The 26905-nt window shown below is 65.3% G+C and carries 26 protein-coding genes, 1 tRNA gene and 1 pseudogene; 14 read left to right on the forward strand and 14 right to left on the reverse strand.

Features of this window, described 5'->3' with window-relative positions; genetic code table 11:
* Positions 1-2: 2 nt before the first annotated feature.
* Genes HLAC_RS09160 through ndk form a run of 3 tightly spaced genes read left to right on the forward strand, consistent with a single transcriptional unit; the run spans position 3 to position 899 of the window.
* Complete coding sequence (locus HLAC_RS09160) at positions 3-227, forward strand: 30S ribosomal protein S28e (RefSeq protein WP_004046478.1); 225 nt, start codon at positions 3-5, stop codon at positions 225-227.
* Positions 228-230: 3 nt separating this feature from the next.
* Positions 231-419, forward strand: coding sequence for a 50S ribosomal protein L24e (locus HLAC_RS09165; RefSeq protein ID WP_008008468.1), 189 nt, complete (start codon positions 231-233; stop codon positions 417-419).
* Entirely contained in the window at positions 420-899 is a 480-nt protein-coding gene (gene ndk / locus HLAC_RS09170; RefSeq protein ID WP_015910553.1) for a nucleoside-diphosphate kinase, read from the forward strand.
* Between the two features lie 162 nt (positions 900-1061).
* On the opposite strand, the gene HLAC_RS09175 is transcribed toward ndk, so the two are convergent.
* The 3 genes from HLAC_RS09175 to HLAC_RS19815 form a co-directional block, all read right to left on the reverse strand.
* Positions 1062-2303: a PQQ-binding-like beta-propeller repeat protein gene (locus HLAC_RS09175; protein WP_015910554.1), complete on the reverse strand. Its 1242-nt coding sequence runs from the start codon at positions 2301-2303 to the stop codon at positions 1062-1064.
* A 78-nt stretch (positions 2304-2381) separates the two neighbouring features.
* On the reverse strand, positions 2382-3101 hold the full coding sequence (locus tag HLAC_RS09180) for a carbonic anhydrase (RefSeq protein WP_015910555.1): 720 nt from the start codon (positions 3099-3101) through the stop codon (positions 2382-2384).
* A gap of 125 nt (positions 3102-3226) precedes the next feature.
* A complete protein-coding gene (locus tag HLAC_RS19815) occupies positions 3227-3361 on the reverse strand; it encodes a hypothetical protein (RefSeq protein WP_015910556.1) in 135 nt (44 codons plus the stop codon).
* 267 nt (positions 3362-3628) lie between these two features.
* On the opposite strand from HLAC_RS19815, the gene HLAC_RS09190 reads away from it, so the two are divergent.
* Positions 3629-3913 carry a translation initiation factor eIF-1A gene (locus tag HLAC_RS09190; RefSeq protein WP_049933486.1) on the forward strand — a complete coding sequence of 95 codons (285 nt, stop codon included), beginning with the start codon at positions 3629-3631 and terminating at the stop codon, positions 3911-3913.
* Between the two features lie 202 nt (positions 3914-4115).
* Here HLAC_RS09190 and HLAC_RS09195 read toward each other — a convergent pair whose 3' ends face one another.
* Complete coding sequence (locus HLAC_RS09195; protein ID WP_015910558.1) at positions 4116-5258, reverse strand: thiolase family protein; 1143 nt, start codon at positions 5256-5258, stop codon at positions 4116-4118.
* A gap of 70 nt (positions 5259-5328) precedes the next feature.
* Positions 5329-6894, reverse strand: a complete 1566-nt coding sequence (gpmI, locus tag HLAC_RS09200; protein ID WP_015910559.1) for a 2,3-bisphosphoglycerate-independent phosphoglycerate mutase — start codon at positions 6892-6894, stop codon at positions 5329-5331.
* 157 nt (positions 6895-7051) lie between these two features.
* Here gpmI and HLAC_RS09205 point away from each other — a divergent pair, with 157 nt between their 5' ends.
* The 4 genes from HLAC_RS09205 to HLAC_RS09220 all read left to right on the forward strand — a co-directional run bounded on the left by HLAC_RS09205 (position 7052) and on the right by HLAC_RS09220 (position 10109).
* On the forward strand, positions 7052-7723 hold the full coding sequence (locus tag HLAC_RS09205) for an ArsR/SmtB family transcription factor (RefSeq protein WP_015910560.1): 672 nt from the start codon (positions 7052-7054) through the stop codon (positions 7721-7723).
* A 108-nt stretch (positions 7724-7831) separates the two neighbouring features.
* Positions 7832-8752 carry a DMT family transporter gene (locus HLAC_RS09210; protein WP_015910561.1) on the forward strand — a complete coding sequence of 307 codons (921 nt, stop codon included), beginning with the start codon at positions 7832-7834 and terminating at the stop codon, positions 8750-8752.
* 79 nt (positions 8753-8831) lie between these two features.
* A complete protein-coding gene (locus tag HLAC_RS09215; protein WP_015910562.1) occupies positions 8832-9425 on the forward strand; it encodes a GNAT family N-acetyltransferase in 594 nt (197 codons plus the stop codon).
* 111 nt (positions 9426-9536) lie between these two features.
* Entirely contained in the window at positions 9537-10109 is a 573-nt protein-coding gene (locus HLAC_RS09220) for a DUF7978 family protein (protein WP_049933488.1), read from the forward strand.
* A 46-nt stretch (positions 10110-10155) separates the two neighbouring features.
* Here the strand turns inward: HLAC_RS09220 and HLAC_RS09225 are convergent, their stop codons facing one another.
* Both HLAC_RS09225 and HLAC_RS09230 read right to left on the reverse strand, forming a co-directional pair.
* Positions 10156-10608, reverse strand: coding sequence for an RNA-binding domain-containing protein (locus HLAC_RS09225; RefSeq protein ID WP_015910564.1), 453 nt, complete (start codon positions 10606-10608; stop codon positions 10156-10158).
* Positions 10605-11225 (reverse strand): AAA family ATPase, encoded by a 621-nt coding sequence (locus HLAC_RS09230; RefSeq protein WP_015910565.1) that lies wholly within the window; start codon positions 11223-11225, stop codon positions 10605-10607. The genes HLAC_RS09225 and HLAC_RS09230 overlap by 4 nt, the downstream gene beginning before the upstream one ends.
* Before the next feature lie 109 nt (positions 11226-11334).
* Here HLAC_RS09230 and HLAC_RS09235 point away from each other — a divergent pair.
* A tRNA-Arg gene (locus HLAC_RS09235) sits at positions 11335-11409 on the forward strand.
* Positions 11410-11749: 340 nt separating this feature from the next.
* Here the strand turns inward: HLAC_RS09235 and HLAC_RS18790 are convergent.
* The 3 genes and pseudogenes from HLAC_RS18790 to HLAC_RS09245 all read right to left on the reverse strand — a co-directional run.
* Positions 11750-12607 carry a hypothetical protein gene (locus HLAC_RS18790; RefSeq protein ID WP_015910566.1) on the reverse strand — a complete coding sequence of 286 codons (858 nt, stop codon included), beginning with the start codon at positions 12605-12607 and terminating at the stop codon, positions 11750-11752.
* A 322-nt stretch (positions 12608-12929) separates the two neighbouring features.
* Positions 12930-13934: a GTP 3',8-cyclase MoaA gene (gene moaA / locus HLAC_RS09240; protein ID WP_015910567.1), complete on the reverse strand. Its 1005-nt coding sequence runs from the start codon at positions 13932-13934 to the stop codon at positions 12930-12932.
* 197 nt (positions 13935-14131) lie between these two features.
* Positions 14132-14896, reverse strand: a pseudogene (locus HLAC_RS09245) (MBL fold metallo-hydrolase); the annotation flags it as partial.
* A 184-nt stretch (positions 14897-15080) separates the two neighbouring features.
* On the opposite strand from HLAC_RS09245, the gene HLAC_RS09250 reads away from it, so the two are divergent.
* A complete protein-coding gene (locus HLAC_RS09250; protein ID WP_015910569.1) occupies positions 15081-16598 on the forward strand; it encodes a globin-coupled sensor protein in 1518 nt (505 codons plus the stop codon).
* A gap of 37 nt (positions 16599-16635) precedes the next feature.
* Here HLAC_RS09250 and HLAC_RS09255 read toward each other — a convergent pair whose 3' ends face one another.
* A complete protein-coding gene (locus tag HLAC_RS09255; RefSeq protein ID WP_015910570.1) occupies positions 16636-17061 on the reverse strand; it encodes a universal stress protein in 426 nt (141 codons plus the stop codon).
* A gap of 152 nt (positions 17062-17213) precedes the next feature.
* Between HLAC_RS09255 and HLAC_RS09260 the strand changes: the two genes are divergently transcribed.
* Positions 17214-18818: a tryptophan--tRNA ligase gene (locus tag HLAC_RS09260; RefSeq protein ID WP_015910571.1), complete on the forward strand. Its 1605-nt coding sequence runs from the start codon at positions 17214-17216 to the stop codon at positions 18816-18818.
* Positions 18819-18854: 36 nt separating this feature from the next.
* Here the strand turns inward: HLAC_RS09260 and HLAC_RS09265 are convergent, their stop codons facing one another.
* Positions 18855-19205: a DUF5518 domain-containing protein gene (locus HLAC_RS09265; protein ID WP_015910572.1), complete on the reverse strand. Its 351-nt coding sequence runs from the start codon at positions 19203-19205 to the stop codon at positions 18855-18857.
* Positions 19206-19329: 124 nt separating this feature from the next.
* On the opposite strand from HLAC_RS09265, the gene HLAC_RS09270 reads away from it, so the two are divergent.
* Positions 19330-21270 (forward strand): ATP-binding protein, encoded by a 1941-nt coding sequence (locus HLAC_RS09270; RefSeq protein ID WP_049933491.1) that lies wholly within the window; start codon positions 19330-19332, stop codon positions 21268-21270.
* A gap of 71 nt (positions 21271-21341) precedes the next feature.
* On the opposite strand, the gene HLAC_RS09275 is transcribed toward HLAC_RS09270, so the two are convergent.
* Positions 21342-22259, reverse strand: coding sequence for an acetamidase/formamidase family protein (locus tag HLAC_RS09275; protein ID WP_015910574.1), 918 nt, complete (start codon positions 22257-22259; stop codon positions 21342-21344).
* A 160-nt stretch (positions 22260-22419) separates the two neighbouring features.
* Between HLAC_RS09275 and HLAC_RS09280 the strand changes: the two genes are divergently transcribed.
* The gene (locus HLAC_RS09280; RefSeq protein WP_015910575.1) at positions 22420-23853 is read left to right on the forward strand and encodes a lamin tail domain-containing protein; all 1434 of its coding nucleotides are present in this window, start codon (positions 22420-22422) and stop codon (positions 23851-23853) included.
* Positions 23850-24146, forward strand: coding sequence for a DUF3006 family protein (locus tag HLAC_RS09285; RefSeq protein ID WP_015910576.1), 297 nt, complete (start codon positions 23850-23852; stop codon positions 24144-24146). The genes HLAC_RS09280 and HLAC_RS09285 overlap by 4 nt, the downstream gene beginning before the upstream one ends.
* A 533-nt stretch (positions 24147-24679) precedes the next feature.
* On the opposite strand, the gene HLAC_RS09290 is transcribed toward HLAC_RS09285, so the two are convergent.
* Positions 24680-26905, reverse strand: a complete 2226-nt coding sequence (locus tag HLAC_RS09290; RefSeq protein ID WP_009762249.1) for a heavy metal translocating P-type ATPase — start codon at positions 26903-26905, stop codon at positions 24680-24682.

Here is a 26905-nt window from a genome sequence, read left to right on the forward strand (position 1 = left end):
CCATGAGCGCAGAAGAGGGCACCGGCGACTCGACGACCGCGGAGGTCATCGAGGTCGTCGGCAAGACCGGGATGCACGGCGAGGCCATGCAGGTCAAGTGCCGCATCCAGGAAGGATCGAACCAGGGCCGGATCATCACCCGGAACGTCCTGGGCCCCGTCCGCATGGGCGACGTGCTCCAGCTCCGGGAGACCCAGCGCGATGCCGACTCCATCGGAGGGCGATAACGAATGGTTGAGACACGCACCTGCGACTACACCGGCGAAGAAATCGAGCCCGGCACGGGCACGATGTACGTGAAGACGAACGGACAGATCCTCCACTTCGTCGACTCGAAGGCGGAGAAGAACTACTTCCTCGGCCGCGAGGCGCGCGACCTCGAGTGGACCGAGGAAGGGCGCAATCAGGGTGGCGAGTAGATGAGCCACCACGACGAGCGCACTTTCGTGATGGTCAAGCCCGACGGCGTGCAGCGCGGCCTCATCGGCGAGATCGTCTCCCGCTTCGAGGAGCGCGGGCTGAAGCTCGTCGGCGGCAAGTTCATGCAGATCGACGAGGACCTCGCTCACCAGCATTACGGTGAACACGAGGGCAAGCCGTTCTTCGACGGCCTCGTCGACTTCATCACCTCCGCCCCCGTCTTCGCGATGGTGTGGGAGGGCGCAGACGCGACCCGACAGGTCCGATCGATGGTCGGCGAGACCGACCCCGCCGAGTCCGCCCCGGGCACGATCCGCGGCGACTTCGGCTTAGACCTCGGCCAGAACGTGATCCACGCGTCGGACCACGAGGACGAGGGCGCCAACGAGCGCGAGATCGACCTGTTCTTCGACGAGGAGGAACTCGTCGACTACGGCCTCGACACCGCGGCGTGGGTGTACGAGGACGAGCAGCACTGAACGGCGACGGCGCTTTTCACTTTGTTCGATGCCGCTTTTCCGTGAGCGGTAGCTATTCCGACACACCTCGTTTCCGGTGAAATCACATCTGAAATTCGGCGACTGCAGCGGGAAGCCAGCGTATTCCGAGTGATAAACCCGCCTGCAATGAGCCTCGACGCCTCAGTCGGACAGCGCAACGATCCGCCCGTCCTCGGCGACGATGAGTACCTCGGCGCTTCCGTCGCCGGTCACGTCCGCGAACAGCGGCCCCCCGTACACGACGGCGGTACCGATATTGCCGCGGGCGATCGCCTCGCCCTTCTGGTTCAGTGCGAGCACGCCTCCATCCCGATTCACCACGACCGGGCCCGGAGAGCCGTCGCCGGTCACGTCCGCGACACCGGGAGCGTTTACCCGCGTATCGCCGCCGTACTGCTGTTTCCAGACGACTTCTCCGTCGAGCAGGTCGACCGCCCAGATGCTGCCGCTCCCGCCGACGTGGACGCGACCGGGGTCTGCGTCGCCGACGGCGACGGGTAGATCCTGTAGCCCGACCTCGTAACGGGTTCCGCCGTCGGAAACGTCGATCGTCTCTAGGTTGCCGTTCGCGCCGCCGAGCGCGAGCACCGGGCCGCTGCGCGTGTCGGCCGCGCTCCAGCTCAGGGGCGTGACCGACGGGGTCGTCGTCCACCGGGCCTCGCCGGTCGCGTCGAGCAGGCTGATCGAGCGATCGCCGTCGGCCGCGGTCGCGACCGCGAGCCCGCGGGCGGTGTCGGCTCCGTCGTCCGCGCTGCCGTTAGCGTCACCGCCGAAGTCGACGGCCAGCGGCCGACGATTCACCGGCGCGTCGAGGTCTGTCTCGAACACCGTCTCGCCGGCGGCGTCGACGGCTCGGACTCGTCCGTCGGTCGTGACCGCGGCGATCTCGGCGTCGCCATCGCCGTCGAGGTCACCGATCGCTGGCCGGAGCCCGCCCGGTCCGCCGAGGTCGACGGCGAGCCGCTCGGTTCCGTCAGCCGGGTTGAGGACGATGAGCGATCCCGATTCGGTCGTGAACGCAACCACCTCGTCGCCGCCGAGTTGGCCGGCGACTAGCCCGCTCGTCGCGGGGGGATCGGTGCCGTCGTCGGCAGTATCGCTCCCGCCGACAGCCGTCTTCCACTCCACGCCGCCGCCCACGGCGGTGGCGCGTATCGTTCGATTCCCGTCCTCGACCGTCGACTGGATGACGAGCGAGTCCCCGTCCATGGTGGCGACGACCGCACCGCTGCCGTCGTCGCCGGCGACGGGCTCGGATTCCCAGACGACCTCGGCGTCGATCGTGGCGTCATCGACGCCGACGAACGCGAAGAGCGCGACGCCGACGCCGGTCGCGCCGCCGGCCAACAGGATCAGACTCGCGAACAGAACGCGGCGGTCCATTACCGATCGGTTCGGTCGGCGGCGTGATACCCCTGTCGGATGCGACGGTGGGGACCTACAGCGTGACGGCGGGAGAGACTACAGCAACGTCGCGACGCGATTTGCGTGCTCCGAGCCGACCCGATCACGGAGGGTGTCAAGGTCGCGCTCGCCGTCGACGTTCACGAGGTAGACCGCGCCGTCCGGCCCCCCGTACGCGCCGTGGAAGTCGTAGACGAAGCCGTACACCTCGGCGTCGGCCGCCTCCTCGGTCTCTCGGGCGATCGCCACCTGCTCGTGGACGTTGTACTCGACGAGGCGGTTCCGGACGCTGGGGCCGTCCTCGCCGTCCCCTTCGTCGGCGGTTTCGTCGCTGTCGCCGTCCCCGTCGAGCGCGTCGAGGCCCGCCTCGACGATCGGAACGAGGTCCTCAACGTCGGCCCTGATGCCGGGTTCTGCGGGGAGTTCGCCGGTCCGAGCTGCCGAGAGGGCGGCGCCAACCGCGCCGCACCCGGTGTGTCCGACGACTACGAGCACGTCCGTGTTGGTGTGAGCGAGCGGGTACGCGACGCTGCCGTCGAGCACGCGCTCGCCGTCGACGCGGTCGCTCACGCGGTTCCCGATGTTGCCGGCGGTAAAGAGGTACCCCGGGCGATCGACCGCCCACATGCCTTCCTGGGACACGCGGGAGTCCGAACAGCAGACCGAGACGACTGGGGGCTGCTGGCCGTCGCGCTGGGCGTCGAGGTCAGCAGCGGCGGCGGAAGCGACGTGCTCGTCGTTGCGATCGAGGAGTTCGATCAGGAGGTCTCGGCTCATACGCATCGACTCGTGCCCGAGTTTGAAAAGTGAGACGGACGGGGCGAGAATCGGAGCCGAGGCGAGGACCGGAGTCAGGGCAAGAACCGGAGCGAGGGGAGGAGAAACGGACCGTTCGAGGCCGTTCAGGCAACCAGTCCGACGATCTGTACCAGGAATCCGACGACGAAGACGGCGAGGAGGACGATCGTCGCCACCACCACCGCGGGCGAGAGCATCTCGTCGTCCTGATCGAGCACGAGCGACTCCATGTCTTTCATGCGAAACCCGTCGTCGCGACGGGGTTTGAACGCTTCGCTCGGCGGAGCGCCCGATCCGAACGGGGCGCCGATGGAGGGCGAAATCGCCGAACCGCCGCGCTCGGTGGGGCGGCTCCCGGCGGCGAGTGAGTGAGGCAACTGAGCGCTGACGACGGCCGTCGGGTCATGCGATCCTGAGCCGCCTCCGACTCGTGCCAACGTCCAACACACGAGACACGCGCACACGTATCTCCCATCACTTATACGCGTGACCGTCATACTGACTGTATGAGCGAAGAATCCGGGCGTCGGAACCTCCGAATGCCCAACGACGACGAAGTGTTCGCCGTGGTGACGGAACACCTCGGCGGAAACCACGTGCGGCTGCGCTGCGTTGACGGCAAGACGCGAATGGGCCGGATCCCCGGCCGCATGAAGTACCGGACGTGGATCAGCGAGGGCGACGTGGTCCTCGCGGAGCCGTGGGCCTGGCAAGACGAGAAGGCGAACGTCGAGTGGCGGTACGACGACGACGACGCGGACCAGCTCCGACGCGAAGGCCACATTCAGTAACGCCGCGACGCGACGCCGCAGACCGGCTCGGCGGTGTAGCGCACAAGATATTTAAAACAGAGCGAGCGACTGCGTTGGCTATTTATAAACAGCAGCGGCGATCGTGAGTCGGCTCGGTCCCCGTTCGGCCGGATCATTCTGTCGGTCCGATCGTTGTGCCGGCCGACCCGTTCCATCGACCCGATCGCTGAGTCCCGCTCTGTTATCGACTGAACTCGATCGCTGCGCCCTGTCCGAAGCCGACACAGAGGGTCGCAAGGCCGCGGTCGGCGTCGCGCTTCTGCATCTCGTGGATCAGGGTGACGGGGAGTCGCGCGCCGGAGGCGCCGAGCGGGTGGCCGATGGCGATGGCGCCGCCGTTGACGTTGTACTGCTCCTCGTCGATTCCGAGTTCGCGGCGGGAGTACTCACACTGGGAGGCGAACGCCTCGTTGAGCTCGACGAGGTCGTAGTCGTCGATGGTCCGACCGGCGCGGTCAAGCAGGCCGCGCGTCGCGGGCACCGGGCCGATCCCCATCACGGTGGGGTCGACGCCGGCGACGTTGTTCGTGCCGACCTCCGCGAGCACGTCGAGCCCGTGGTCTTCTGCGAACGCCTTGCTCGTGACGAGCGTCAGCGACGCGCCGTCCGAGATCTGCGAGGAGTTCCCCGCGGTCACCGTGCCGTCCCCCGTGAACGCCGGCGAGAGGCCGGAGAGCTTCTCGGCGGTCGTGTCCGGGCGGATCCCTTCGTCTTCGTCGATCAGGCCGTCGTCGGTCTCCACGGGGACGATCTCGTCGTCGAAGCGTCCCGACTCCGTCGCCTCGGCGGCACGCTGGTGGCTCCGGGCGGCGTACTCGTCTTGGGCCTCGCGGCTCACCTCGTACTCCTCGGCGACCTTCTCGGCGGTCATTCCCATCTGGAGCTGAAAGACGTTGTACTGCTCCGACAACTCGGGGTGGAGGTGTTCGTAGGAGTCGCCGTCCATCGGGACGCGACTCATATTCTCGACGCCGCCGGCGATGATGCAGTCGCGGTTCCCGGCCGCGATGGCGTCCGCTGCCGAGATGATCGCCTGCATCGAGGAGGCGCACCAGCGGTTGATCGAGGTCGCCGGTACCGATTCACCGAGGTCAGAGAGGAGCGCGATGACGCGGGCGACGTTGTTGTCCTGTTCGGTCCGCTGCTGGGCGACCCCCCACATCAGGTCGTCGACGTGGTCGCCGGTCAGCCCGGTCTCCGCGAGCGTGTGGTCGATGAGGCGCGTCGAAAGATCCTCGCTGCGGACGTCCGCGTAGACGCCCCCGTCGCGTCCCTGCGGCGTTCGGTAGGCTGCGGCGATAACCGGAGTGGTCTCGTCTGTCATGAACGATCACTGGCCGGTCGGGCACTTAAAACGGCGTGGAACCCGGGTGAATCTGACCGAAGTTTATCATTTATTCCGCGAGGAGGCTCTCGCCGGTCATCTCTGTGGGTCGATCGAGGCCGATCAGGTCCACGAGTGTCGGGGCGATGTCACACAGCGACCCCCCGTTTCGGATCTCGCACCCGCCGTCGTCGCTGTCGGGGGTCAAGTAGACGAACGGAACCGGGTTGAAGGTGTGAGCGGTGTGGGGGTTTTCGAGAGTCCCCATATCGTCAGCGTTGCCGTGGTCGGCCGTCACGACCGCGTGGCCGCCCGCGTCGGCGACCGCGTCGAGGAGGCGATGGAGCTGTGCGTCGACCGCCTCGACCGCCTCGACCGCGGCGTCGAAGTCGCCGGTGTGACCCACCATGTCGGGGTTGGCGTAGTTGAGGACCATCAGGTCTGGGTCCTCTTCAGTGATGATCCCGACCGCCTCGTCCGTAAGCTCCGGCGCGGACATCTCCGGCTGGAGGTCGTACGTCGGCACGTCCGGACTTTCGACGATCTCGCGCCGCTCGCCGGGGAACTCCACCTCGCGGCCGCCGTTGAGGAAGTACGTCACGTGCGGGTACTTCTCCGACTCGGCGATCCGGAGTTGGGTGAGTCCCGCCTCGGAGACGACCTCGCCGATGGTGTTCGCGGGCATCTGGGGCGGGAACGCCACCGGGAACGCGAACGTCTCGTCGTACTCGGTCATCGTGGTCATCCGGATCCCCGGCTGGTCGAGGTCGAACGTCCAGTCGGGACGCGTGTCGGTGAGCATCCGGACCAGTTGCCGGGCGCGATCGGCCCTGAAGTTGAAGAAGACGACCGCGTCGCCGTCGGCGAGGGCGGGGGCGCCGGCGACCAGCGTCGGCTCGATGAACTCGTCCGTCTCGCCGCGAGCGTGGGCCTCGGTCGCGGCCTCGACCGCCGTCTCGGCCTCGTGGAGCGCCTCGCGCTCGACGATGGCGTCGTACGCCTTCTTCGTCCGCTCCCAGTTCTCGTCGCGGTCCATCGCGTGATAGCGTCCCGTCACGGTCGCGACGTGACCGGTCCCGCGCTCGTCGGCCTTCGCCGTCACGTCCGCGAGGAATCGGTCGGCGATCTCCGGGGCGGTATCGCGGCCGTCGGTGAACGCGTGGCTCGTCGCTGGCACCCCGGCGTCGGCGGCGGCGTCGATCAGCGCGAGCAGGTGCTCGACGTCCGAGTGGACGCCGCCGTCGGAGACGAGCCCCATGAAGTGGACCCGCCCCCCGGTCGAGGCGGCGTGATCGAGCGCGCCCGCGATGGCGTCGTTATCAGACAGCGATCCCTCCGCGAGCGCGTCGGAGATCCGGGTGTACGCCTGCTTGACGACCCGTCCCGCGCCGATGTTCAGGTGGCCGACCTCGGAGTTTCCCATCTGGCCCTCCGGAAGCCCCACGCGCCGGCCGTGGACGACGAGTCGACCGTTCGCGCCGCGCTCGGTCGCGGTGTCGAACGTCGGCGTGTCGGCCGCCGCGACCGCGTCGCGTCCCGCCGGCCGACCTGAGGGGTCGACCGTCTCGCCGTCCTCACCGTCGCCCGCTCCACCGCCGAGACCCCATCCGTCGAGAATGATGAGCGCCGTTTCCATACCACTTGTTCCCGGCGGCGGGGTAACTACCCTTCGCTCCGGTCGACCATCCAGGGGCGAGAGACGAAGAAGCGGAGAGAACGACCGCCCGCGGGAGGGCGATTGGTCCGTCACAGGTGAGTCAGCCTTTTCCGTCTCCGACGCTAACCATACGTTAATGGACTCCGCGGTACTGCTTGATCTCCTTGGGAACGAGAACCGGCGACGCATCCTCCGGCTGCTCGCCACCAAGCCCTGTTACGTCACGGAGATCTCGGAGTACCTCGACGTGAGCCCGAAAGCGGTGATCGACCACCTGCGAAAGTTGGACGAGGCCGGTCTCGTCGAGTCGACCACCGACGACCAGCGCCGCAAGTACTTCCGTATCGCTCAGAGCCTCCGACTGGAGGTAAGTGTCTCTCCGTACGGCTTCGGCGCGAAGAGCGCCTATCCCGCGAAGAACAGCTTCGACATGGCGTCACGGTGTCAGCATCTTTCGATAGAGATCCCCGACGACTCCGGGTCGTCGAGCGATTTGGCCGACCTCGCCGGCGAGTACGGCCGGCTCCAGGACCTCGACCGCGAACTCTCGCTGGCCCAGCGGTGGGTACAAGGGCGCGTCGAGGACACCCTGGCGGAGATCGACGAACGTCTCGGCACCGAGTCGGACAGCCGCTTTTTCGCGGCGGTGCTCGACGCGCTGGTCGAGACCGACGGCACACCCGCGGCGGTCGCCAACGAGGTCGGCGCCCGCGAGGAGACGGTGGCGGACGCCCTCCACCAGCTCGCCGACGTGGGGGTCGTCGCCCGCGACGGCTCCGCTGACGTGGATCACTACCGCATTCGGTAGCAGTCGGCGATTGTCTCCGGAGGAGAACTGTTCCCCGGATGAACATGGATTCCCGCACGACCGGCCGCTTTCGGAACCTTTTGGCGCGCTCCCGGGAGAGGTCGGTGCGTGAGCCGAACACGGAACCTCTCGCTATTCCTTATCCTCGCCGCGGTGTGGGGATCGGCGTTCATGGCGATCAAAGCCGGGCTGACGTACTTTCCGCCGGTGTTGTTCGCCGCGCTCAGGTACGACGTTGCCGGCGTCGTCATGCTCGCGTACGCGGCGTACGTCGTCGACGATCCGATCCCGCGGGGACGCGACGAGTGGACCACCGTCGCCGTCGGCGCGACGCTGATCATCGCTGCCTACCACGCGTTCCTCTTCATCGGCGAGAGCGACCCGGCTGTGACAAGCGCGGTCGCGGCCGTGATCGTGAGCCTCTCGCCCGTTCTGACGACCGTCTTCGCGCGTGCCTTCCTCCCCTCGGAGCGGCTGACGCTGGTCGGCGTGGTGGGACTCCTCGTCGGGCTCGCGGGCGCGGTCGTGCTGGCCGCGCCGGACCCGAGCAATCTCACCGGCGGCGGCACGGTCGCGAAGCTGCTCGTCCTGCTGGCGGCCGCGTCGTTCGCGCTCGGCTCGGTGCTCACGCGGGCGTCCGACGACGACCTCCCGATCGAGACGATGGAGGCGTGGTCGATGCTGCTGGGTGCCCTCCTGATGCATCTACTGTCGCTTGCGCTCGGCGAGTCGGTCGCCGACGTGACGTGGAGCACGGAGGCAATGCTCGCGCTCGGATACCTCTCGATCGTTGCCAGCGGGCTCGGATTCCTCATCTACTTCGATCTCCTCGACCGGCTCGGTCCGATCGAGATCAACCTCGTCTCGTACGTCGCGCCGGTGTTCGCCGCGGTCTCCGGGTGGCTATTCTTGAACGAGGCGATCACATCGAACACCGTCGCCGGCTTCCTGATCATCTGCGTCGGCTTCGCGCTGGTAAAGCGGGCGGCGTTCAGAGACGCGCTCCGCGAGTACGGCGTCGTCGGGTGAGAACGCAGAGACATACGAGAGACGATAACGCGACGCACGCTCGGCGTGGTTTTTATACGCACCCGCGAGACGAGCGGGTATGTTCCCCGAGACGATCGAGACGGACCGGCTACGATTAGAACCCCGATGGCCCGAGAACGTCGATCTCGACGACTGCTACCGGATCTGCGCGTCGGATCCCGGCATCGACGAGGTCACCGAGTACGTGACGTGGGACCCCCACGAGACCAAAAAGGAGACGCTGGAGTTCCTCGAACGCGGCCGCGAACGGTGGGAGGATAACGAGGCGGCGAGCTACGTCATCCGCCCCCGTGAGGGCGAGGACGGCGCCGGCGAGATCGCCGGCTTCGGCGGCTTCAGTGTCGACTGGGAGAAACGGACCGCAGTCCTCGGCACGTGGCTCCGAAAGCGGTTCTGGGGCCGCGGCTACTCCGGTGAGCGCGCCGCGGCGCTCGTTGAAGTCGCCTTTGAGAACCTCGATCTCGATCTCGTCGCCGTTAGCCACCTCCCCGAAAACGCGCAGTCACAGCGGGCGATCGAGAAGTACGTCGACCGACTCGGCGGCCGCCGAGAGGGGTTGTTACGGAATCACATCACCGATCTCGACGGCAGCGTCCACGACGAGGTCCGGTACTCGATCTCGCAGGCGGAGTGGCGCGAGGCGACTCAGTAGTCGGAAAACAGGTGAGAACGACCGAGATGGCGATCGGGTAGCCGAACGGGTTCAGTGCTTGAGCTCACCGACCCAACAAACACTTACGACCGCCGAAACGACTCCGGGCACATGTCTGTCCCCGACCAATCGAACCGAACGCGCGGAATTGTCGGCGGTGCGGCGGCTGGCGCCGTCGCGTACGTTCTCGGCTATCTGGTCGTGTACGTGACACAGGGCGACCGGATCGCGGAGGGGCTGTCGGGAGTCAACTTCTTCACCGAGCTGTTCGGCGGCGACCCGATCTCGACGTGGCAGGCCGCCGGCTGGCTGTTCTATAACGCACACTTCGTCGACACCATGTCGCCCGGGGTGTTCGGCGGTGCGCAGTCGACGAACCTCATCATGGAGGCGGACGGCGGTTCGCTACTCTTCATCCTCCCGCCGCTCCTGCTCCTCGTCGCCGGTGTCGTCGCCGGGCGGGCTGCCGGCGCGTCCGACCCGGCCGAGGGGGCGCAGGCCGGCGCGTTCGTCCTCACCGGGTACCTCCCGCTCGCGGTGATCGGGGCGTTCCTGTTCCGGTACACCGTGGGCGACGGGAGCGTGGCGCCCGACCTCATCACCGCCGTGCTGCTCGCCGGCGCCGTCTATCCGGCCGTTTTCGGCGCGATCGGTGGAGCCGCCTCGTCGCTGCTGAGCGACTGAGTCGGCGAACGGCCACCCCGTCCCGATGGCGCGCCTCGGAGAATTCTCAGTAGTCGATGTCCTCGGGGTCGACTCGGTCGCCGTACTCCCGCACGGGATCGACGGGGCGCCCCTCGTCCGTCTCGGGCGCGACGTAGTCGATGAACGCCTCGACATCCGGCTCTCGGATGCGGACCTCGACGTTGACCTCGCCGAGCTCGTCCGGCTCACCGACCGCGAAGTTGACGACGCCCTCGAACGCCGCCTGCTTTTTCAGCGAGAAGTCGAACCCCTCGTCGGTGCTGTTCTGCAGGAACACCCGCCGGGCCGTGTCGAGGATCTCCTGTTCGTGGAGCACGTCGGAGAAGGCGTCGAGGGTGTGTCCCTCAGCGACCAGTCGGCCGTCCTCGTGGATCGGCTCCGCGTCCGGGAACACGTTCCTGATCGCGTCGGCGACCCGGTCGGTCACCTCGGTGTCGCGGACGGGGGCCTCGATGCGCACGTCGATGCTGTAGATCACGAGCCGTCACCTCCGGCGTTCGGGGTCGCGGGATCTGCGTCGGCTACCTCGTCGGCGTTCCCCTCGCCTTCCGCGACGCCGAGCACCTCCCGGACGCGTCCCCGGAACGCCGCCAGCGTCCCGGTGTTGTCGATCTCGACATCGGCCCGTTCGAGCGTTTCGCCGAGGCCGAGTTCGATCTCGCGGGCGTCGCGCTCGCGGAGGGCCTCCAGATCGGAGTCGGACTCGTCGCGGCCGCGGTCGTCGAGCCGCTCGGCGCGGATCTCGAAGGGAGCGCGGACCGCCACGAGCGTGAAGTCGTCGCCGAACGCCTCCCGGAAGCGCTCCAGTTCGACGGTCGAGCGGAGCCCGTCGACGAGCACGGTGTCGCGCTCGCCGTCGGCCGCCGCCTCCCGGATCAGCGGGAGCGTCCGGGTGGCGATCGCGTCGTCGCCCTCCTCCTCGCGGAGGGTGCCGGCCATTCGCCCGTGGTGTTCGGCCGGGTCGAGCCCGCGGCGGCGGCACTCGGCGCGGATCACGTCGCCCATGACGACGACCGGGATCCCCACCTCTTCGGCCACGTTCGCCGCCTCCCCCTTCCCGCTGCCGGGGAGGCCGACGGTTCCGATAACGTTCATTAGCGGCGAGTAGTCCCGTGTCGGACTTAGGTCTGCTGTTGGGGCGTGGGTGTCGACGTCGGCGCGAACCGTCGGCGTTTTTTATACGAGGCGGTTGAGATTGGAGTGAGGGCACATAGCTCAGCCCGGATAGAGCGTCGGACTTCTAATCCGACGGTCGTGGGTTCGAATCCCACTGTGCCCGTATCAGCGAGGAGCGCAGCGGCGAGCGAACCGGCACAGTGGGATTCGAACCCAATCAGTTGCGCGCAGCGAGCGAAGCGAGCGAGCACGTCTGATTCTGGTTCGAATCCCGTCGTGCACGTTCTTTCCTGTGGTCACTCACGGGCACGACTGTCAAGCGGGGGGGAAGGGAAAGGTCGACATTTTTAAAGACTCCAGAAAATCTGTTTCATTACCGACTGGCCGGTCGACGCGGACAAGCGAATGAATCAGCTGTTCGGCCGGACCTATTCGTGTTCGACCTCGACTGGCCCGAGCTGCTGGAGGAACTTCGCGATCGTGGTTCGGGTAGCTCCGATCATTCAAATTACTTCTAGAACAAAAACAATTGTAGTCAAAAAAGACAGTGTATATCCGATAAAAGCTACAAGGCCAGAGATGATGTACAGAATGCCATGAAAACCATATTTCTGTGTGAATGGAGGCCCAATAATGATGAAATGGTATAGTCTCTCTTTTCCCAATTCAAGATTTTTCCACGAAGTATGGACTAATTTGTTAACTATATATATGCTTCCTGCTAACACATAAAATGAGCAAAACGATATTATCCAAAATGGATCTTGCGTGAGATCTGCGAAAACAAGTAACATGGACGGCACTAGTAGAGCGAGCGCTAACAACAGTCTCTCATAGGATTTTGACATATAAAGCCCCATCTTACCTAACAAGTTTGAATTGAACTTCAGATCAGATCGAACTTTGTCGTTATACGTGGTGTTCACACCGTATTGAACATCCTCTATATCATCTCTACTAACAAGCGGAAGTCTGGTGGAATAGGACTTTTCAGCCCCAAGTAACGAATTTAATCTAGGCATTGTTAGAACATCAATTGCCCATGCAATAGAATCAAGAAGAAAAATAGCCGATAACATAATAACGAACAAACTCAACGGGGTTCCGAGATCTGCTAAATTTGCAATGTTATCTCCTAAATAAATTGGGCTCTGATTCTCAACAGATTGCAGATAATTAGTTACTCTATTGAATACGCCTTCTGAAGTGAACGTTATTATAATAGCAGATGCAGCGATCAGCAGTTGGATCAATCTTTCTGCGCGTCTTTGTGTATGAAAGTATGTTTCGATCTGTCTATCTAAGTATGAATTTAGATGATCGCCATCAATATCTTCTGTTTGAACTTGATCTTTACTCATGGGTTATATATCTGGATTGTTCGGTAACTTCTCTGCATACAGGTCACCACGCAAATACGCTAGCCTCAACGAGTATCTCATACATATTTCTATTTTTATTGTAGGAAAAACTAACGCATATTTAGCTAGCTTCCGGCAATACTGTTCAATATATTTTGTACCGGAATCTAACTGCTGGAGCTCCGACTCTGTTGCCGTCGTTGATGGAGATCCACAGAATTCTTTAGTAAGATGTTTTGGGATGCGATCGTCGAAGGTGCTGTTCGATCGAGAACTACCAAGATCCAAGGAGGCGGGAGGAAACTCGACTTCGCTGCGCCCTTCAATCCGCCGTACTCGGCGTCCCCAGATACTTCTCGTTGAGCTCGTACTCGCCGTCGTCGTTCTCGATCAGGTACTCGCCGTAGTAGGGGACGCGATTAGCCACCACTGCCTCGAACGTCTCGGCGATCTCGTCGCGGGTCATCTCCCCCATCGACCGGAGGTCATCGTTGCGGTTGAGACAGCCCTTTAAGTATCCCTCGTGGGTGACGCGGACGCGGCCGCAGTTGGCACAGAAGTTCTCGTTCTCGACGGGATCGACGATTTCGACCATGCCGCCGGTGTCGTCGTCGCTGTCCTCGCCCACGAAGTACCGCTTCCGGTCGTGCATCTCGCGACGCTCGACGCGGTCCGCCTTCTCGGCGAGCCAGTCGTGAACGCGCTCGATGTCGACGTTCCACTCCGGCTTCCCGGTCAGCTCCGGCATGTACTGGATGAGCTGGAGCTGGAGCCCCTCGTTGTCGGCGACGTGCTCGACCATCTCCTCGACGTAGCCCGCGGTGTGCGTGAACACGACCATGTTGAGCTTCACGGGGTCGAGCCCGGCGTCGACGGCGGCTTTGACCCCCTCCAGCACGCGCTCGTAGGCGCCGGATTTGGTGACCTCCGCGAAGTCGTCCGGGTCGAGCGCGTCCTGCGAGACGTTCACGCGATCGAGCCCGGCCGCCTTCAGGTCCTCGGCGCGCCCGGGGAGGAAGGTCCCGTTCGTCGTCAGCGACACCTCCATCGAGTCGGGCGTGCGCTCGACGATCTCTTCGAGGTCCTGTCGGAGCATGGGCTCGCCGCCCGTGAACTTCACCGAGTCGACGCCGTACCCCTCGACGACTTCCAGAAAGCGGACCACGTCGTCGGCGGTCATCTCGTCGTCGCTCGGCTCCATCGGCCCCCGCGTGTCGCCTAACCCCTCGTTGTGACAGTAGACGCAGTCGAAGTTACACCGGTCGGTAAGCGAGATTCGCACCCCTGTCACCTCCCGTCCGAAGTCGTCCGCGAGTGGGCCGGTCATGTCCGAACGAAGCCACCGCGTTCGCTTAAATATCCGGGTAGATCGTGAGTCCGCGTAACGTGGAGCGGTTACGTCCCGTCCGCCTCGGCCGCCTCGTCCGCCTCATCCGTCTCGTCCGCCTCGTCCGCCTCGTCCGCCTCGTTCGCCTCGCCCGCACCGGCAGCCGAACCGTCACCCGCGGACCCGGATCGCTCGGCGATCGCGACCCGGAGCCCGTCGCTGGCGACCTCGACGTCGCCGTCGAACCCCGCGTCCCGGACGCTTTGTGCCATCTCGCGCTCGCGACCCCCGGTGTGCGGGTACAGGTGCGAGAGCAGCAGCGTGTCGATATCGGTGCCCGCGAGCGACTCCCCCAGTTGCGTGGGGTTCGGGTGGTTCGACACGTCGGTCCCGTCCGGGAACGAGCAGTCGTGGACCAGCAGGTCGCTCCCGTCGGCGAACGACGCCATGCCCGCGAACGCCTCCGTGTCCCCCGAGAGCGTGAGCGGCCCGTTCGCGGGGTCGAAATCGGCGCTCGGCGGCGAGAACCGGTAGGCGAACCCGTCCATCGAGTGGCGCGTCTCGCGGGCGGTCACGTCGAACCCGGCCGCCGCGAAGGGCCGGGCCGCCGACACCTCGCGGACCGCCAGATCGATCCGCCCGTCGAGGTACTCGTGAACGTCGAGCAGCCCGTCGAGCAGCGATTTGGTTCCGGCCGGGCCGACGACCTCCAGATGCTCCTCGCCGGCGAGCCATCGGGCCTTCATCAGTGGGAGCAGCGCCGCGACGTGGTCGAGGTGGTGATGCGTCAAGAGAACGGTCGAGACTCCCTCGTAGCCGGTCTCGGTGCCGGCCAGCCGCTGGAGGACGCCGCTGCCACAGTCGACGAGGAGGGAACGGTCGCCGTCGTCGAGGAGGTAGCCCGCCTGCACGCGGTCCGGGACCGGCATCGCGCTGCCGGATCCGAGGACGGTGAGTTCCATGCCGAGTGTCCGTGCGCCCAGCCACCTAACTCGGTCGGACCACGGGGCGCGTCTCGTCCGGGCGCCGCGCGTCCGGATCGACGCCCCCGCCGCCCCCGCCGCGACTAACGCGTCGCAGTCCCCGAGATTCCCGACCTGATAATCGGGGAAGAGGGTTCATAAATCGGATCCGGATATCGCGGGCGTGAGCAGTCAGGGAACCCACCGCGACGACGAACTCGGCATCGACGACGACACGCGTGCGACCGTCGACGGCGAGGAACTGCTGAACAACCTCGAAATCAACGCCGCAGAGATCGAACGACGGAAGCGGCACAGCCGGTTTGACGAGCGGGACGCCGCGCGGCTCTCGTCGATCGCGGACGACGTCGACGCGGTCGCGGACGACATCGTCGACGAGTTCTACGACCACATCGACTCCGATCCGGAGGTCCGGGCGGTACTCGACCGGTCGTCGCTCCCCATGTCGGCGCTCGTCGCCGGCCAGCGACGGTATCTCACCGGGGTAGTGGGCGGCGACTACGGCCGAGACTACTTCGCCGACCGAGCGCGAGTGGGGCGACTCCACGACCTGCTCGGGCTCGAACCCGACGCCTACCTCGGGCAGTACGCGGTGTACTACGAGCGGCTCTTCGATGTGCTGGCGGAGCGGGCCGTCGACGGGAACGGTGAGAACAGAAACAGCGAGGGCGGAGCGACCGATGACACCGCCGAGGCGGTCGAACAGTTCCGAGATGAAGCGCTGTCGGTGCTCAAGGCGTTCCTCCTCGACCAACAGCTCGCGATCGACACGTACGTCGACTCGTACGTCACGGAGGCGGAACGCGAGGCCCGTCGCCAGCGGGAGCTCTCGCGGCGCGTCGCCGAACAGATCGGCGAGCCGGCGGCGGCGCTCCGCGAAACCACCGCGGAAGTCGCCGAGGAGAGCGACCGGATCGACGAGCTCGCCGGCCGACAGTCGGACCGGATGGACGACCTCTCGCGAGAGGCCAACGAGATGACCGCGACCGTTGAGGAGGTCGCCGCCACTGCCGACGAGGTGGCCGCGACCAGCGACGACGCCGCCGGTCTAGCTGCCGAGGGCGTCGATGCCGCCAGCGACGCGACGGAGACGATGGAAGAGGTCCGCGAGGCCACCGAGGCCGTCCGCGAGGAGATGGCCGATCTCCAGGAGCAGGTCGACGAGATCCGGGGCGTCACCGACGTGATCGGCGACGTGGCGGACCAGACGAACCTGCTCGCGCTGAACGCCTCTATCGAGGCTGCCCGTGCGGGTGAGGCCGGCTCCGGCTTCGCGGTCGTCGCCGACGAGGTGAAGTCGCTCGCGCAGGACGCCAGCGACCACGCCGCAGACATTGAGGATACGGTCGAAGAGGTGGCCGACAGCGGCGAGGCGACGCTCGACGAGCTCGAACGCGTCGCGGACCGAGTCGCGGACGGAACCGAGCAGGTCGACGAAACGGTAACGCGGTTAGAAGCGATCGAGAGCGCGGTCGTCGACGCCTCCGATGGGATCGCCGAGGTGTCGGACGCGATGGACTCACAGGCGACCTCCGTCGAGGAGGTGGCGGCCATGGTCGACGACTCGACCGAGTCGGCGGAGACGGTCGCTAACAGTGCGAGCGAGATCGCCGCCACGACGGATCGACAGCGCGAGCGCGTCGACGAGATCGCCGACTCGGCGGCGGAGCTCACGGAGTAGACCGTCAAATCAGGGCCGCGGCCCGACCACCGAACGCCTACTTGATCAGGAACACCGGCACGCTCGCGTCGTCGGCCACGCGGTCGGAGACGCTGCCGAGCGACCGGATCCGCTCGCGCGGCGACTTCCCCTCGGGGCTCATCACGATCACGTCGATCCCGTGCTCGTCGGCGTAGTCAACGATCTCGGTGTCCGGCGTTCCCTCTATCACGTGAGTCTCGACGTCGACGCCCGCCTCGGCGGCGCGATCGGCGACCGCGGCGACTGCATCCTCGCCCTGCGACTCGAGGTCGGCGACGACCTCGTCGTGAAGCTCGCCGGAACTCGCGGTGGCGATACGTCGGTCGACGACGTACAGCGCGTGGATCGTCGCGTCGTGGTCGGTCGCCAGTCGGATGGCGTGATCGAGCGCGCGGTTGACCGCCTCGCTTCCGTCGGTCGGCACCAGCAGGTCGTCGTACATGGGCGACTGTTCGATCCGGTGGCAAATAACGGTACGCCCGCTCGGTCGCTCGGTGGGAACGCGGCCGGGTGATCTAGCACCCGTGTTCGGCGGCGTGGCAACTCCTCTCGCGCAAGCGAACGGTTTTTGCATCGACCGACTGGAGGGGACGTATGGACGAGGACACCCCCCGCACGGACGGCGGGACCGAGCGCGCGGAACCGACCGAAGACGTCGCGCTCGACCCGTGGGGGTCGGCGTCGGTCGGCGACTACGCGGACCTGTTCGAGGAGTTCGGCATCGAGGCGTTCGACGACGTCGCCGAGAGCGTGGCGGACCCGCACTACCTGATGCGTCGCGGCGTCATCTTCGGGCACCGCGAGTACGACGCGGTCGCCGAGGCGATGGCCAACGACGAGCCGTTCGCCGCGCTCTCCGGGTTTATGCCCACCGGCGACCCCCACATCGGCCACAAGCTCGTGTTCGACGAGATCATCTGGCACCAACAGCAGGGCGGCGACGCGTTCGGGCTGATCGCCGATCTGGAGGCTCACTCCGCCCGCGGAATGTCGTGGGACGAGATCGACGAGCACGCGCGCAACTACCTCCTGAGTCTCCTCGCGCTCGGCTTCGACGCCGAGGAGGGAGAGCTGTACCGCCAGTCCGACAACCGCGAGGTACAGGATCTGGGGTTCGAACTCGGGTCGAAGGCGAACTTCTCGGAGTTCGAGGCGATCTACGGCTTCGACGGCGAGACCAACATCTCGCACATGCAGAGCGTGATCACCCAGACCGCGGACATCCTCTACCCGCAGCTCGTCGACGAGCCGAAACCCACCGTGATCCCGGTCGGGCCGGACCAGGACCCGCACGTCCGACTGACCCGCGACCTGGCGACCCGCGTGCGTTACTTCAAGGTGACCGAGGCGTTCGCCTCCTTCGAGCTGAACGACGACGAGCGACAGCTCGTGCGGGCCGCCTACGACGCGCTCGCGGCCGGCGACGAGAGCGACGGGGACGCCGAGGTCGACGTGCGCTGCGGGGACGCCGCCGAGTGGCTCGCCGACTACGAGCCGCCGGAAACCGACTCGGAGGCTACTGACCTCGTCGCCGCCAAGTCGACCGCCCTCGACAAGCTCCGGGCGGGCGGCAAGGAGCCGCTCCGCCCCCGCGTGCGCTTCTTCGACCGCAACGCCACCGAGGAGGCGTTCGAGGCGCTGATCGAGGCCGTCGACGGCGAGAAGCGCGTCTTCGAGGGCCACGTCGACGCGTTCGATCTCACCCGTGAGGAGGCCGAGGCGCTGGCGCGCGACGTCGAGATCGACCACGACGGATTCGGCTTCCGCCAGCCCTCCTCGATCTACCACCGATTCATGACCGGGCTCACCGGCGGGAAGATGTCCTCGTCGGTCCCGGCGAGCCACATTTCGCTTTTGGACGACCCCGAGGACGGCTACGACAAGGTCCGGGCGGCGACGACCGGGGGCCGCGACACCGCCGCCGAGCAGCGCGAACTGGGCGGCGAGGCCGACGAGTGTCCCGTTTACGAGCTGTACGCCTACCTGCTCGCGGGCGACGACGACGAGCTGACGAAGACCGTCTACTCCGAGTGCGTCAACGGCGAGCGCCTCTGTGGCGGCTGCAAGGAACAGGCCGCCGAGCTAATGTCGGAGTTCCTCGAAGACCATCAGGAGAAGCGCGCGGAGGCCGAGGAGCTCCTCGACGACCTCGACATCGACCTCGACTCCGACCGGCGCGGGACGGGCGGCGAGCACTGAAGCGGCGATCGAGCGCGACAACCGAGCGCGAGTCCCTCACAGCTCGCTTTTTAAGTACGCGCCGAGCATCCCGCCGACCGCGCTCAGCGCGACGGTGTACCCGACCGCGAGCGCCACGATCACGGCCACGAAGAGGAAGCCGCCGACCGCGATCCCGAGGTCCCCCGTAAACGGGAGGAACAGGAGTGCAATCGCTAAGAACGCGGCAACCGGGAGGGAGGCGATTCCGCCCGAGAGCGCGCCGACCCGAAGCCCGTTTTCGGTGTCGCCGCCGTCGAGGTAAGCCGCGAGTGCGCCGCCGAGGACCGGCGAGATACCGGTAAACGAGAGCCCGATCGTCGCGACTGCGCCGATAACCGCGTTGAGGAGGGTGTTGTCGGTGTTCATGCTTGGGCATCTCCCGCAGTCGAGATACATCTTGTGGGCGTCATGCACCTCGCTACGCCGCGCTCCCGCCGACGGCGACCGCCCGAGCCGATAGTTTATGACGCGGGCGGTGTCTCTCATAAGTATGACCGAGCAGGAGGCGATCCACGTCGCAGACGTCAGTGAGGGGATCGGCGGCGACGCGACGGCGGAGCCGGGCTCGCCGGTAGAGCTTCCGGTCGTCGACGTGCTCACCGGCCGATCGTTTATTACGGGAAAAAGCGGATCCGGCAAGAGCAACACGGCGTCCGTCGTCATCGAGAACCTCCTCGATAACGGCTTCCCCGTGATGATCGTGGACACGGACGGGGAGTATTACGGCCTTAAGGAAGAGTACGAAATTCTGCACGCCGGCGCCGACGACGAGTGCGACATCGTCGTCTCACCCGAACACGCCGAGAAGCTCGCCAATCTCGCCTTAGAGCAGAACGTTCCGATCATCCTCGACGTCTCGGGCTACCTCGAAGAAGACACCGCCAACGAGCTCCTCTTGGAGGTCGTTAAACAGCTGTTCGCGAAGGAGAAGCGCCTCAAGAAGCCGTTCCTGCTCGTCGTCGAGGAGTGTCACGAGTACATCCCGGAGGGCGGCGGGATGGACGAGACGGGGAAGATGCTGATCAAGGTGGGCAAGCGCGGCCGGAAACACGGCCTCGGCATCGTCGGGATCAGCCAGCGCCCGGCCGACGTCAAAAAGGACTTCATCACCCAGTGCGACTGGCTCTGCTGGCACCGGCTCACCTGGGACAACGACACGAAGGTCGTGGGACGCATCCTCGGCTCGAAGTACGCGAGCGCCGTCGAGGATCTGGGCGACGGCGAGGCCTTCCTGATGACCGACTGGGACGAGTCGATCCGCCGGATCCAGTTCCACCGCAAGCAGACGTTCGACGCGGGCGCGACGCCCGGGCTCGACGACTTCGAGCGCCCGGAGCTCAAGTCGGTCTCCAGCGATCTCGTCGGGGAGCTCCAGTCCATCTCCGACGAGGAGGAGCGTCGCGAGTCCGAGATCGCCGACCTCAAACAGGATCTCGACAAACGGGACCAGCGCATCCAGGAGCTCGAACGCGAGCTAGAGGACGCCCGCGACCTGAGCAACATGGCCGACCAGTTCGCGCAGGCGCTTCTCGGGAAGGCCGAAGCGCCGTACCGCGGCGGAAACGGCCCGTCCGTGGCCGCCGGCGGAGAGGGAACGACTGGCGACGACGGCGACCAGTCCGTGCTCAAGTCGTACGACGAGGCGGTCGCCGCGACCGAGAGAAGCGAGGACGCCGACGGAGACGCCGATGTCGACACAGACACCACCGCGGGCAACCGCGACACAGCCCCGAACGACACCGACTCCGACGCCCCGGCCGACGACTCCCCGACCGGCGAGACCCCAACCGACGACTCGAGCGACGGCGCCCCCGTCGATGACGTCGATCCGGTCACGCGCGCCGACGTGGCCGAGAGCGCGCTCCGGTTCGACGACGCGGTCGAGCTCGGCACCCGCGAGGCCGTTATCGAGGAGCTTCGGAGTCGGATCGAGGCACTTCCGGAGCTCTCACAGGGGATGCTCCGACACTACCGACGCGAGGGCGTCAGCGACCCCGTCGCCGCCCACATCGACGCCGGCGGCGACGGCGACTCCGGCCACGCGTACAGCCGTCACCGCCCCATCCGACGGGCGGGGGTCATTCGTCACGCCGGTCGAGGCCACTACGCCTACGCCGTCCCCGACCTGATCCGCGAGGCGTACGCCGACCGACTCGACGAGGAGAGCGTCCGTGAGATCGTCCGCGCGGTCGAGACCGCCTTCGTCCCGCCGGCCGAGCGGAGCTACCCGCCGGACGCCGATCCGGCCGAGGTCGGCGTCGGAAACGGGTCGGCAGAGACCGATTTGGACGGTGAGGTCGTTTCGCCCGGCGAAGGTGACGACAGCGACGGAAGCGCGTCGGAAACCGAGGCGAGTGCGGATCAGCCGACGAGCCACCTGAGCGACGCCGCACGGAAGATCGCGGAGCGCGGGCACACCGTCGACGAGTAATCGGTCGGGAAGAGAAACCGGTCGGGAAGAGAAACCGGTCGGGAAGAGAAACCGATCGCAGGAGAGACCGATCAGTACGGAACCGACAGATACTCGCTCGGCACCGCGTTCCGCGCGGTCACCTGCGGGTCGACCACTTGACTTATTTCGAGGCCGCCGACGAGACTGGAGAACAGGTACGCCTCCGTCCGGGAGAAGCCGTGTTCGTGTGCCAGTAGCCGGACGACATCGCGATTCGCGAGTTCGACGGCTTCCTCCATCGTCTCGGCGCTCGCGATCGTTTTGACTGCGTCGCCGGTGTCGACAAGAGGGCGATCGAGCGAGATCTCCGGATCCTCGATCACCGAGAGGGTCACGTCGATCTCGGTGCCGATCTCGGCGCCCGTGCCGCACATCTCGCCGTCGGCCATCGCGGCCTTCGAGTCGCCCATCGCGAGCATCGCGCCCTCCTGGAACACCGGGAAGTACGCGGTCGTCCCAGTCGTCATGTCGGTCGTGTCGAGGTTGCCGCCGTGGTCGTCCGGGGTGAGCGTCGAGACCGATCCCTCCGCGGTGGCGACCCCGATCGTCCCGATCACGGGCTCGATCGGCACGTCGATCCCCTCGAAGTCGATCTGCTCACTCGCTCCCTCGGCGTCCACTTCGGTGATCCGCGTCGCCGGGTGTTCGATCTCGGGATCGTCCTGCAGAAGGCCGAACCCGGGGGCGGTGAGAACGCGCCCTCGGTCTTCGGTGACGCGCACGTCCTCGATCTCGACCGCGAGCACGTCGCCCGGGCTCGCCCCCTCGACCGCGATCGGCCCGGTCGCGGCGTTCACCTCCTCGGGGATGGCGTCGAGGCGGTCGTCGTCGGTCTGGATCGCTCCATTCAGGCTGTCGATCGTCTCGATCGTGAGCGACTCGCCGTCGGCCGCCTCGTAGACGGGCTCCATCGTCGGCGCGAACTCGTAGACGTGACCGTCGCGAGAGGATGTCAGTGCTCGTGACATATCGACTCCAACTCGGAATCACGGAGACAAAAATCCCCCACAGGCCCTCTATCTGAGGAACACAGCGGAGTGTGCCATCTCTGTTACTGTCACTGATCTACGTACTAAATATGTTTCACGTTAGATCAACTTTACAAGTCAACATCACCCATGAGTAATAATGATTCATTCTCGGAAGCTATCCCATGTGCTTCTTCTCGTGGGTGTCGTCGTTCTCGCCGGCTGCGCGGGTGCATCTCTCGGTGACCCGATATCCGCCGATGCAACACCGAATAGCGGGTCGGATATCACAGCGGCCAACGGCTCTCTCGAAGTTCACTACATCAACGTCGGGCAATCCGTGAGTACGCTCGTTATCGAACCCGACGGCGAGACGATGCTCGTCGACACGGGCCACTACAACGACGACGGGAAATACGTACTCGAGTATCTCCGACGACACGACATCACACGGATCGACCACCTCGTGAGCTCGCACAACGACGCGGATCACATCGGTGGGAATGCGGCGATCATCGACTATTACGAGACAGAGGCTGGCGGGATCGGTGCCGTCTACGATCCGGGGCTCGCGGCGAGTACACTGACGTACGGTGAGTATCTTGATGCCGTCGAGGCACACGAGGTGACGCTGTACGAAACGCGAGAGGGCGATTCCGTCTCCTTCGGTAAGACCACCGTCGACGTGCTCGGTCCCCCGGAGCCGTATCTCGAGAACGAAGCTCGCAACGAGAACAGTATCGTTCTCAAACTCACGCACGGCGAGACGAGTTTCATGCTGTCCGGTGACGCCGAGGACGACCAAGAGGCGTATCTCGTCGACACGTACGGTGCGCGGCTCCAGTCGACGGTGCTGAAAGCGGGTCACCACGGGTCGAGCAGTTCCTCGAGCGGAGCGTTTCTCGATGCGGTTGGCCCGCGCGTTGCGGTCATCTCGAGCGCCTACGATTCGCAGTACGGGCACCCACACGAGGAGGTCCTCCAGCGTTTCACCGACCGGTCAGTGTCGACGTATTGGACGGCGACACACGGTGATATCGTCTTCGTCAGCGATGGCACGAATATCTCGGTACGAACACAGCGGGATGCGCCGACGGAACCGCAGTCGCTCCGCGACGGCGATCCAATCGAGCCCGGGACGCCTGGCGATGTCGTGGAACGGGCCCAGATCGGTAGTGGTGGAGCCGTCGCTGTTACCGACGGCGGAGACACCACGGATGACTCAGCCGGTAGCGATGACGAGACGGCCACCGATTCGAACGGGACGCTCGCGATCGCGACGATCAACGCGGACGCGGCGGGTGACGACCGCGAGACCCTCAACGACGAGTACATAGTCTTCGAGAACGAGGGGACGGAGACGCTCGATCTGTCGGGGTGGACCGTCGAGGACGAGGTCGGGAAACGCTACGCGATGCCGGACGGCGTGACACTCGCTCCCGACGAGACGCTGACACTCAGAACGGGGAGTGGAACCGACACGGAACGGGAACTCTACTGGGGCTCCGACTCGCCGATTTGGAACAACGCCGGCGACACCGTGATCGTCACAAACACTACCGGGGACCGCGTTCTTGAGGAGTCGTACGAATGACTGAGATCGATCTCGCTGACGGTGCGTACACGGCGGTTGTGGACACGGTCGAAGACGGGCTTGCGACCGTCTTCTTCGAGCGTGACGGCGATGACGTGGGCAACGCCGTCCTCGACGCCGATCGACTCCCGAGTGAGGGGCGGCATGCGGATGCGATCTTGGACGTACGGATCGAGGACGGATCGATCGCGGCCGCGACCTACGATCCCGAACGGACTTCGACCCGGGCCGACGCCGCCCAAGACCGGTTCGACCGGCTGTCTAAACGGCCGCCAAAAGACGACCCGGAGTAATCCGCCACTTCACGGGAGCCGCGTCTGATGACGTGGAGTTCACAGCTGGAGCCGAGCTCGCAAAAAGCGTGAACTGAGCATCGGCACCAATCAGCGAGGCTCCCGCTGCTCCACCTTGTTCAGGTAGCTGAAATCCACCATGGATTCTTGTGGAAAATAGGGATATTATGGATTCAAGGGAGCCGTTATCAGTCGTTACAGACTTTGAAACGCAACTGTATATAAAGAAACGACGATAGTGAATATGAGGCCCTTGTTGAATCCATCAATTGGTGATGGGTTTCAACAGCCGTGCTGCATACGCTGCGTATATCTTGGACAGTGTCAGATCAATACAATCGGCTCTCTCACAGGACGGATGACAGAACAAACATTGGAGATGGGTGCTAACTCGCGTTCGTCGCATAGAATAGCGGCCAGCCGAAGTCCCATTCGAGGGTACCTCAGTTAGTAGTCGTCGCAGACCACTGCAAGCATTTGCATATACCATGCCATTCGCAGTAGTGTGTCCCGGTGGGAATCCGATCGTCGTCTCAATTCGAGATATCGGCCCGACGCAGGAGCTGGGCGTTGACCGCGACGACTATCGTGCTCGCGGACATCAAAACAGCCCCGACGGCGGGCGAAAGCAGGACACCGATGGGTGCGAGTAGGCCAGCGGCGAGCGGGAGTGCGATGACGTTGTACCCGGCTGCCCAGACGATGTTCTCCTGCATCTTCCGGTAGCTCTTCCGACTGAGGCGGACGAGGCTGGCCACGTCCCGCGGGTCGTTCTCCACGAGGACAACGTCAGCCGACTCAACAGCCACGTCGGTACCCGACCCGATGGCAATGCCGACGTCCGCACGGGTTAACGCGGGCGCGTCGTTCACGCCGTCCCCGACCATCGCGACGAGGGTTCCGCCCTCCTGTAACTCAACAATCTTCTCGTCCTTATCCGCGGGCAACACCTCGGCGAAGTACGTGTCGATGCCGAGTTCTTCCGAGACGGCCCGGGCGACGTCTTCGGAGTCACCGGTTAACATCGCCACCTCGACACCCATCTGATGGAGTGCCTCGATAGCCTCAAAGCTCTCCTCTCGAACCACGTCCGCGAGTGCCACCGCAGCTACCGCCTCCTCTTCGCGGAGGAGGTAGACGACACCCTGTCCCCGAGAGCCAGCGCGCTCCGCGAACGCGTCGATTTCTCCCGGTATCTCGACGCCCAGGTGCCGGATCAGGTTCGGGCCACCGACGTGAACCGACTCTCGTTTGGTCTCACCCGTTCCCGAGGTGACGGCGGTCGTGTCGACTGTCGCCCGGACGCCACGGCCCTCAAGCGCCTCGAACCCAGTTGCGTCCGGGACGGTGAGGCCACGTTCTTCGACCTCGGACAGAATCGCCTCGCCAATCATATGCTCGGAGTCGGTCTCGACGGCGGCCATCAGCGTCAGCGCCTCGTTCTCGGTCAGCGTCCCGGTCGTAGTTACATCGACGATCCCCTGCTCGCCCTTCGTCAGCGTCCCGGTCTTGTCGAAGACGACCACGTCGAGGTTACGGGCCTCCTCCATCGCTATGCGATCGCGGATAAGCATCCCGTTGCTGGCCGCCATCGATGTGTTGATGGCGACGACGAGCGGCACAGCGAGTCCGAGCGCGTGCGGACAGGCGATAACCAGCACTGTCACGACGCGTTCAACCACCGGGAATCCGAACCCGACCGCAGCCGTCCACGCGACGGCGGTGACAGTCGCCACCGTGAGCGCCGCGTAGAACAGCCAGCCGGCGGCCCGATCGGCGAGCACCTGCGTCCGGGACTTACTCCGCTGGGCCTCATCGACCAGCCGCATGATGCCCGAGAGAGCAGTCGCGTCGCCGGTTGCGGTCACCCGGACGCGAAGGCTTCCGTCTCGGTTTGTCGTCCCGCCGATGACCTCGTCACCGGGCTCCTTCGAGACGGGTTTGGACTCGCCGGTGAGCATCGACTCGTTGACGTTCGACTCCCCTTCCTCGACGACGCCGTCGGCTGGCACGTTCGCCCCGGGGCGAACAAGTACGAGGTCATCCTGCTGAAGTTCGGCGACCGGAACCGTCTCCGGCTCACCACCGTCTGTGAGCCGTTCGGCGGTGTCTGGCATCAGGTCGGCGAGGTGGTCGAGTGCTCCCGATGCACGGCGGACGCTCCGCATCTCGACCCAGTGGCCGAGCAGGAAGATGACGATGAGTGTGACGAGTTCCCAGAAGAACGGCTCGCCGACCCCGAACGCCACGGCCCCGATGCTGTAGACGAACGCGACAGTAATCGCCAGCGAGATCAGTAGCATCATCCCTGGCTCCCGGTTGTGAGCCTCGACGGCCCCCATCCGGAGGAACGGTACGCCCCCGTACCCGAATACGAGGAGCCCGAAGGCGGGCGCGATGAATTCGCTCCCAGTGAAGCCTATTGCGGCGAAGCCGAGCCACGACTGTAACGTAGTGCTGTAGTAGAGGACGGGCACTGCAAGGGCGAGACACACGAAGAACCGTCGTCTGAACATCGCCTCGTGCCCCGAGTGGTCGACCATTGAACCGTGGTCGTGGTCTGCGCTGCCGTGGTCGTTCTGACTGTGGCCGGCGTGATGGTTGTAATCGGGGGATTCGGCGCGATCATCGGTTTCGTCCGTCGCGCGGCGGTCGCTTTCGGTCTCGTAGCACGCGCAGACCCGACACCCAGGGCACGCTCGATCGGTGGGGCGCTCGGCGGGGGCGTGCTGATGATGCGCCGCGTGGTCGTCGTCCAT

The organism is Halorubrum lacusprofundi ATCC 49239 (genome assembly GCF_000022205.1).
Lineage (GTDB): Archaea > Halobacteriota > Halobacteria > Halobacteriales > Haloferacaceae > Halorubrum > Halorubrum lacusprofundi.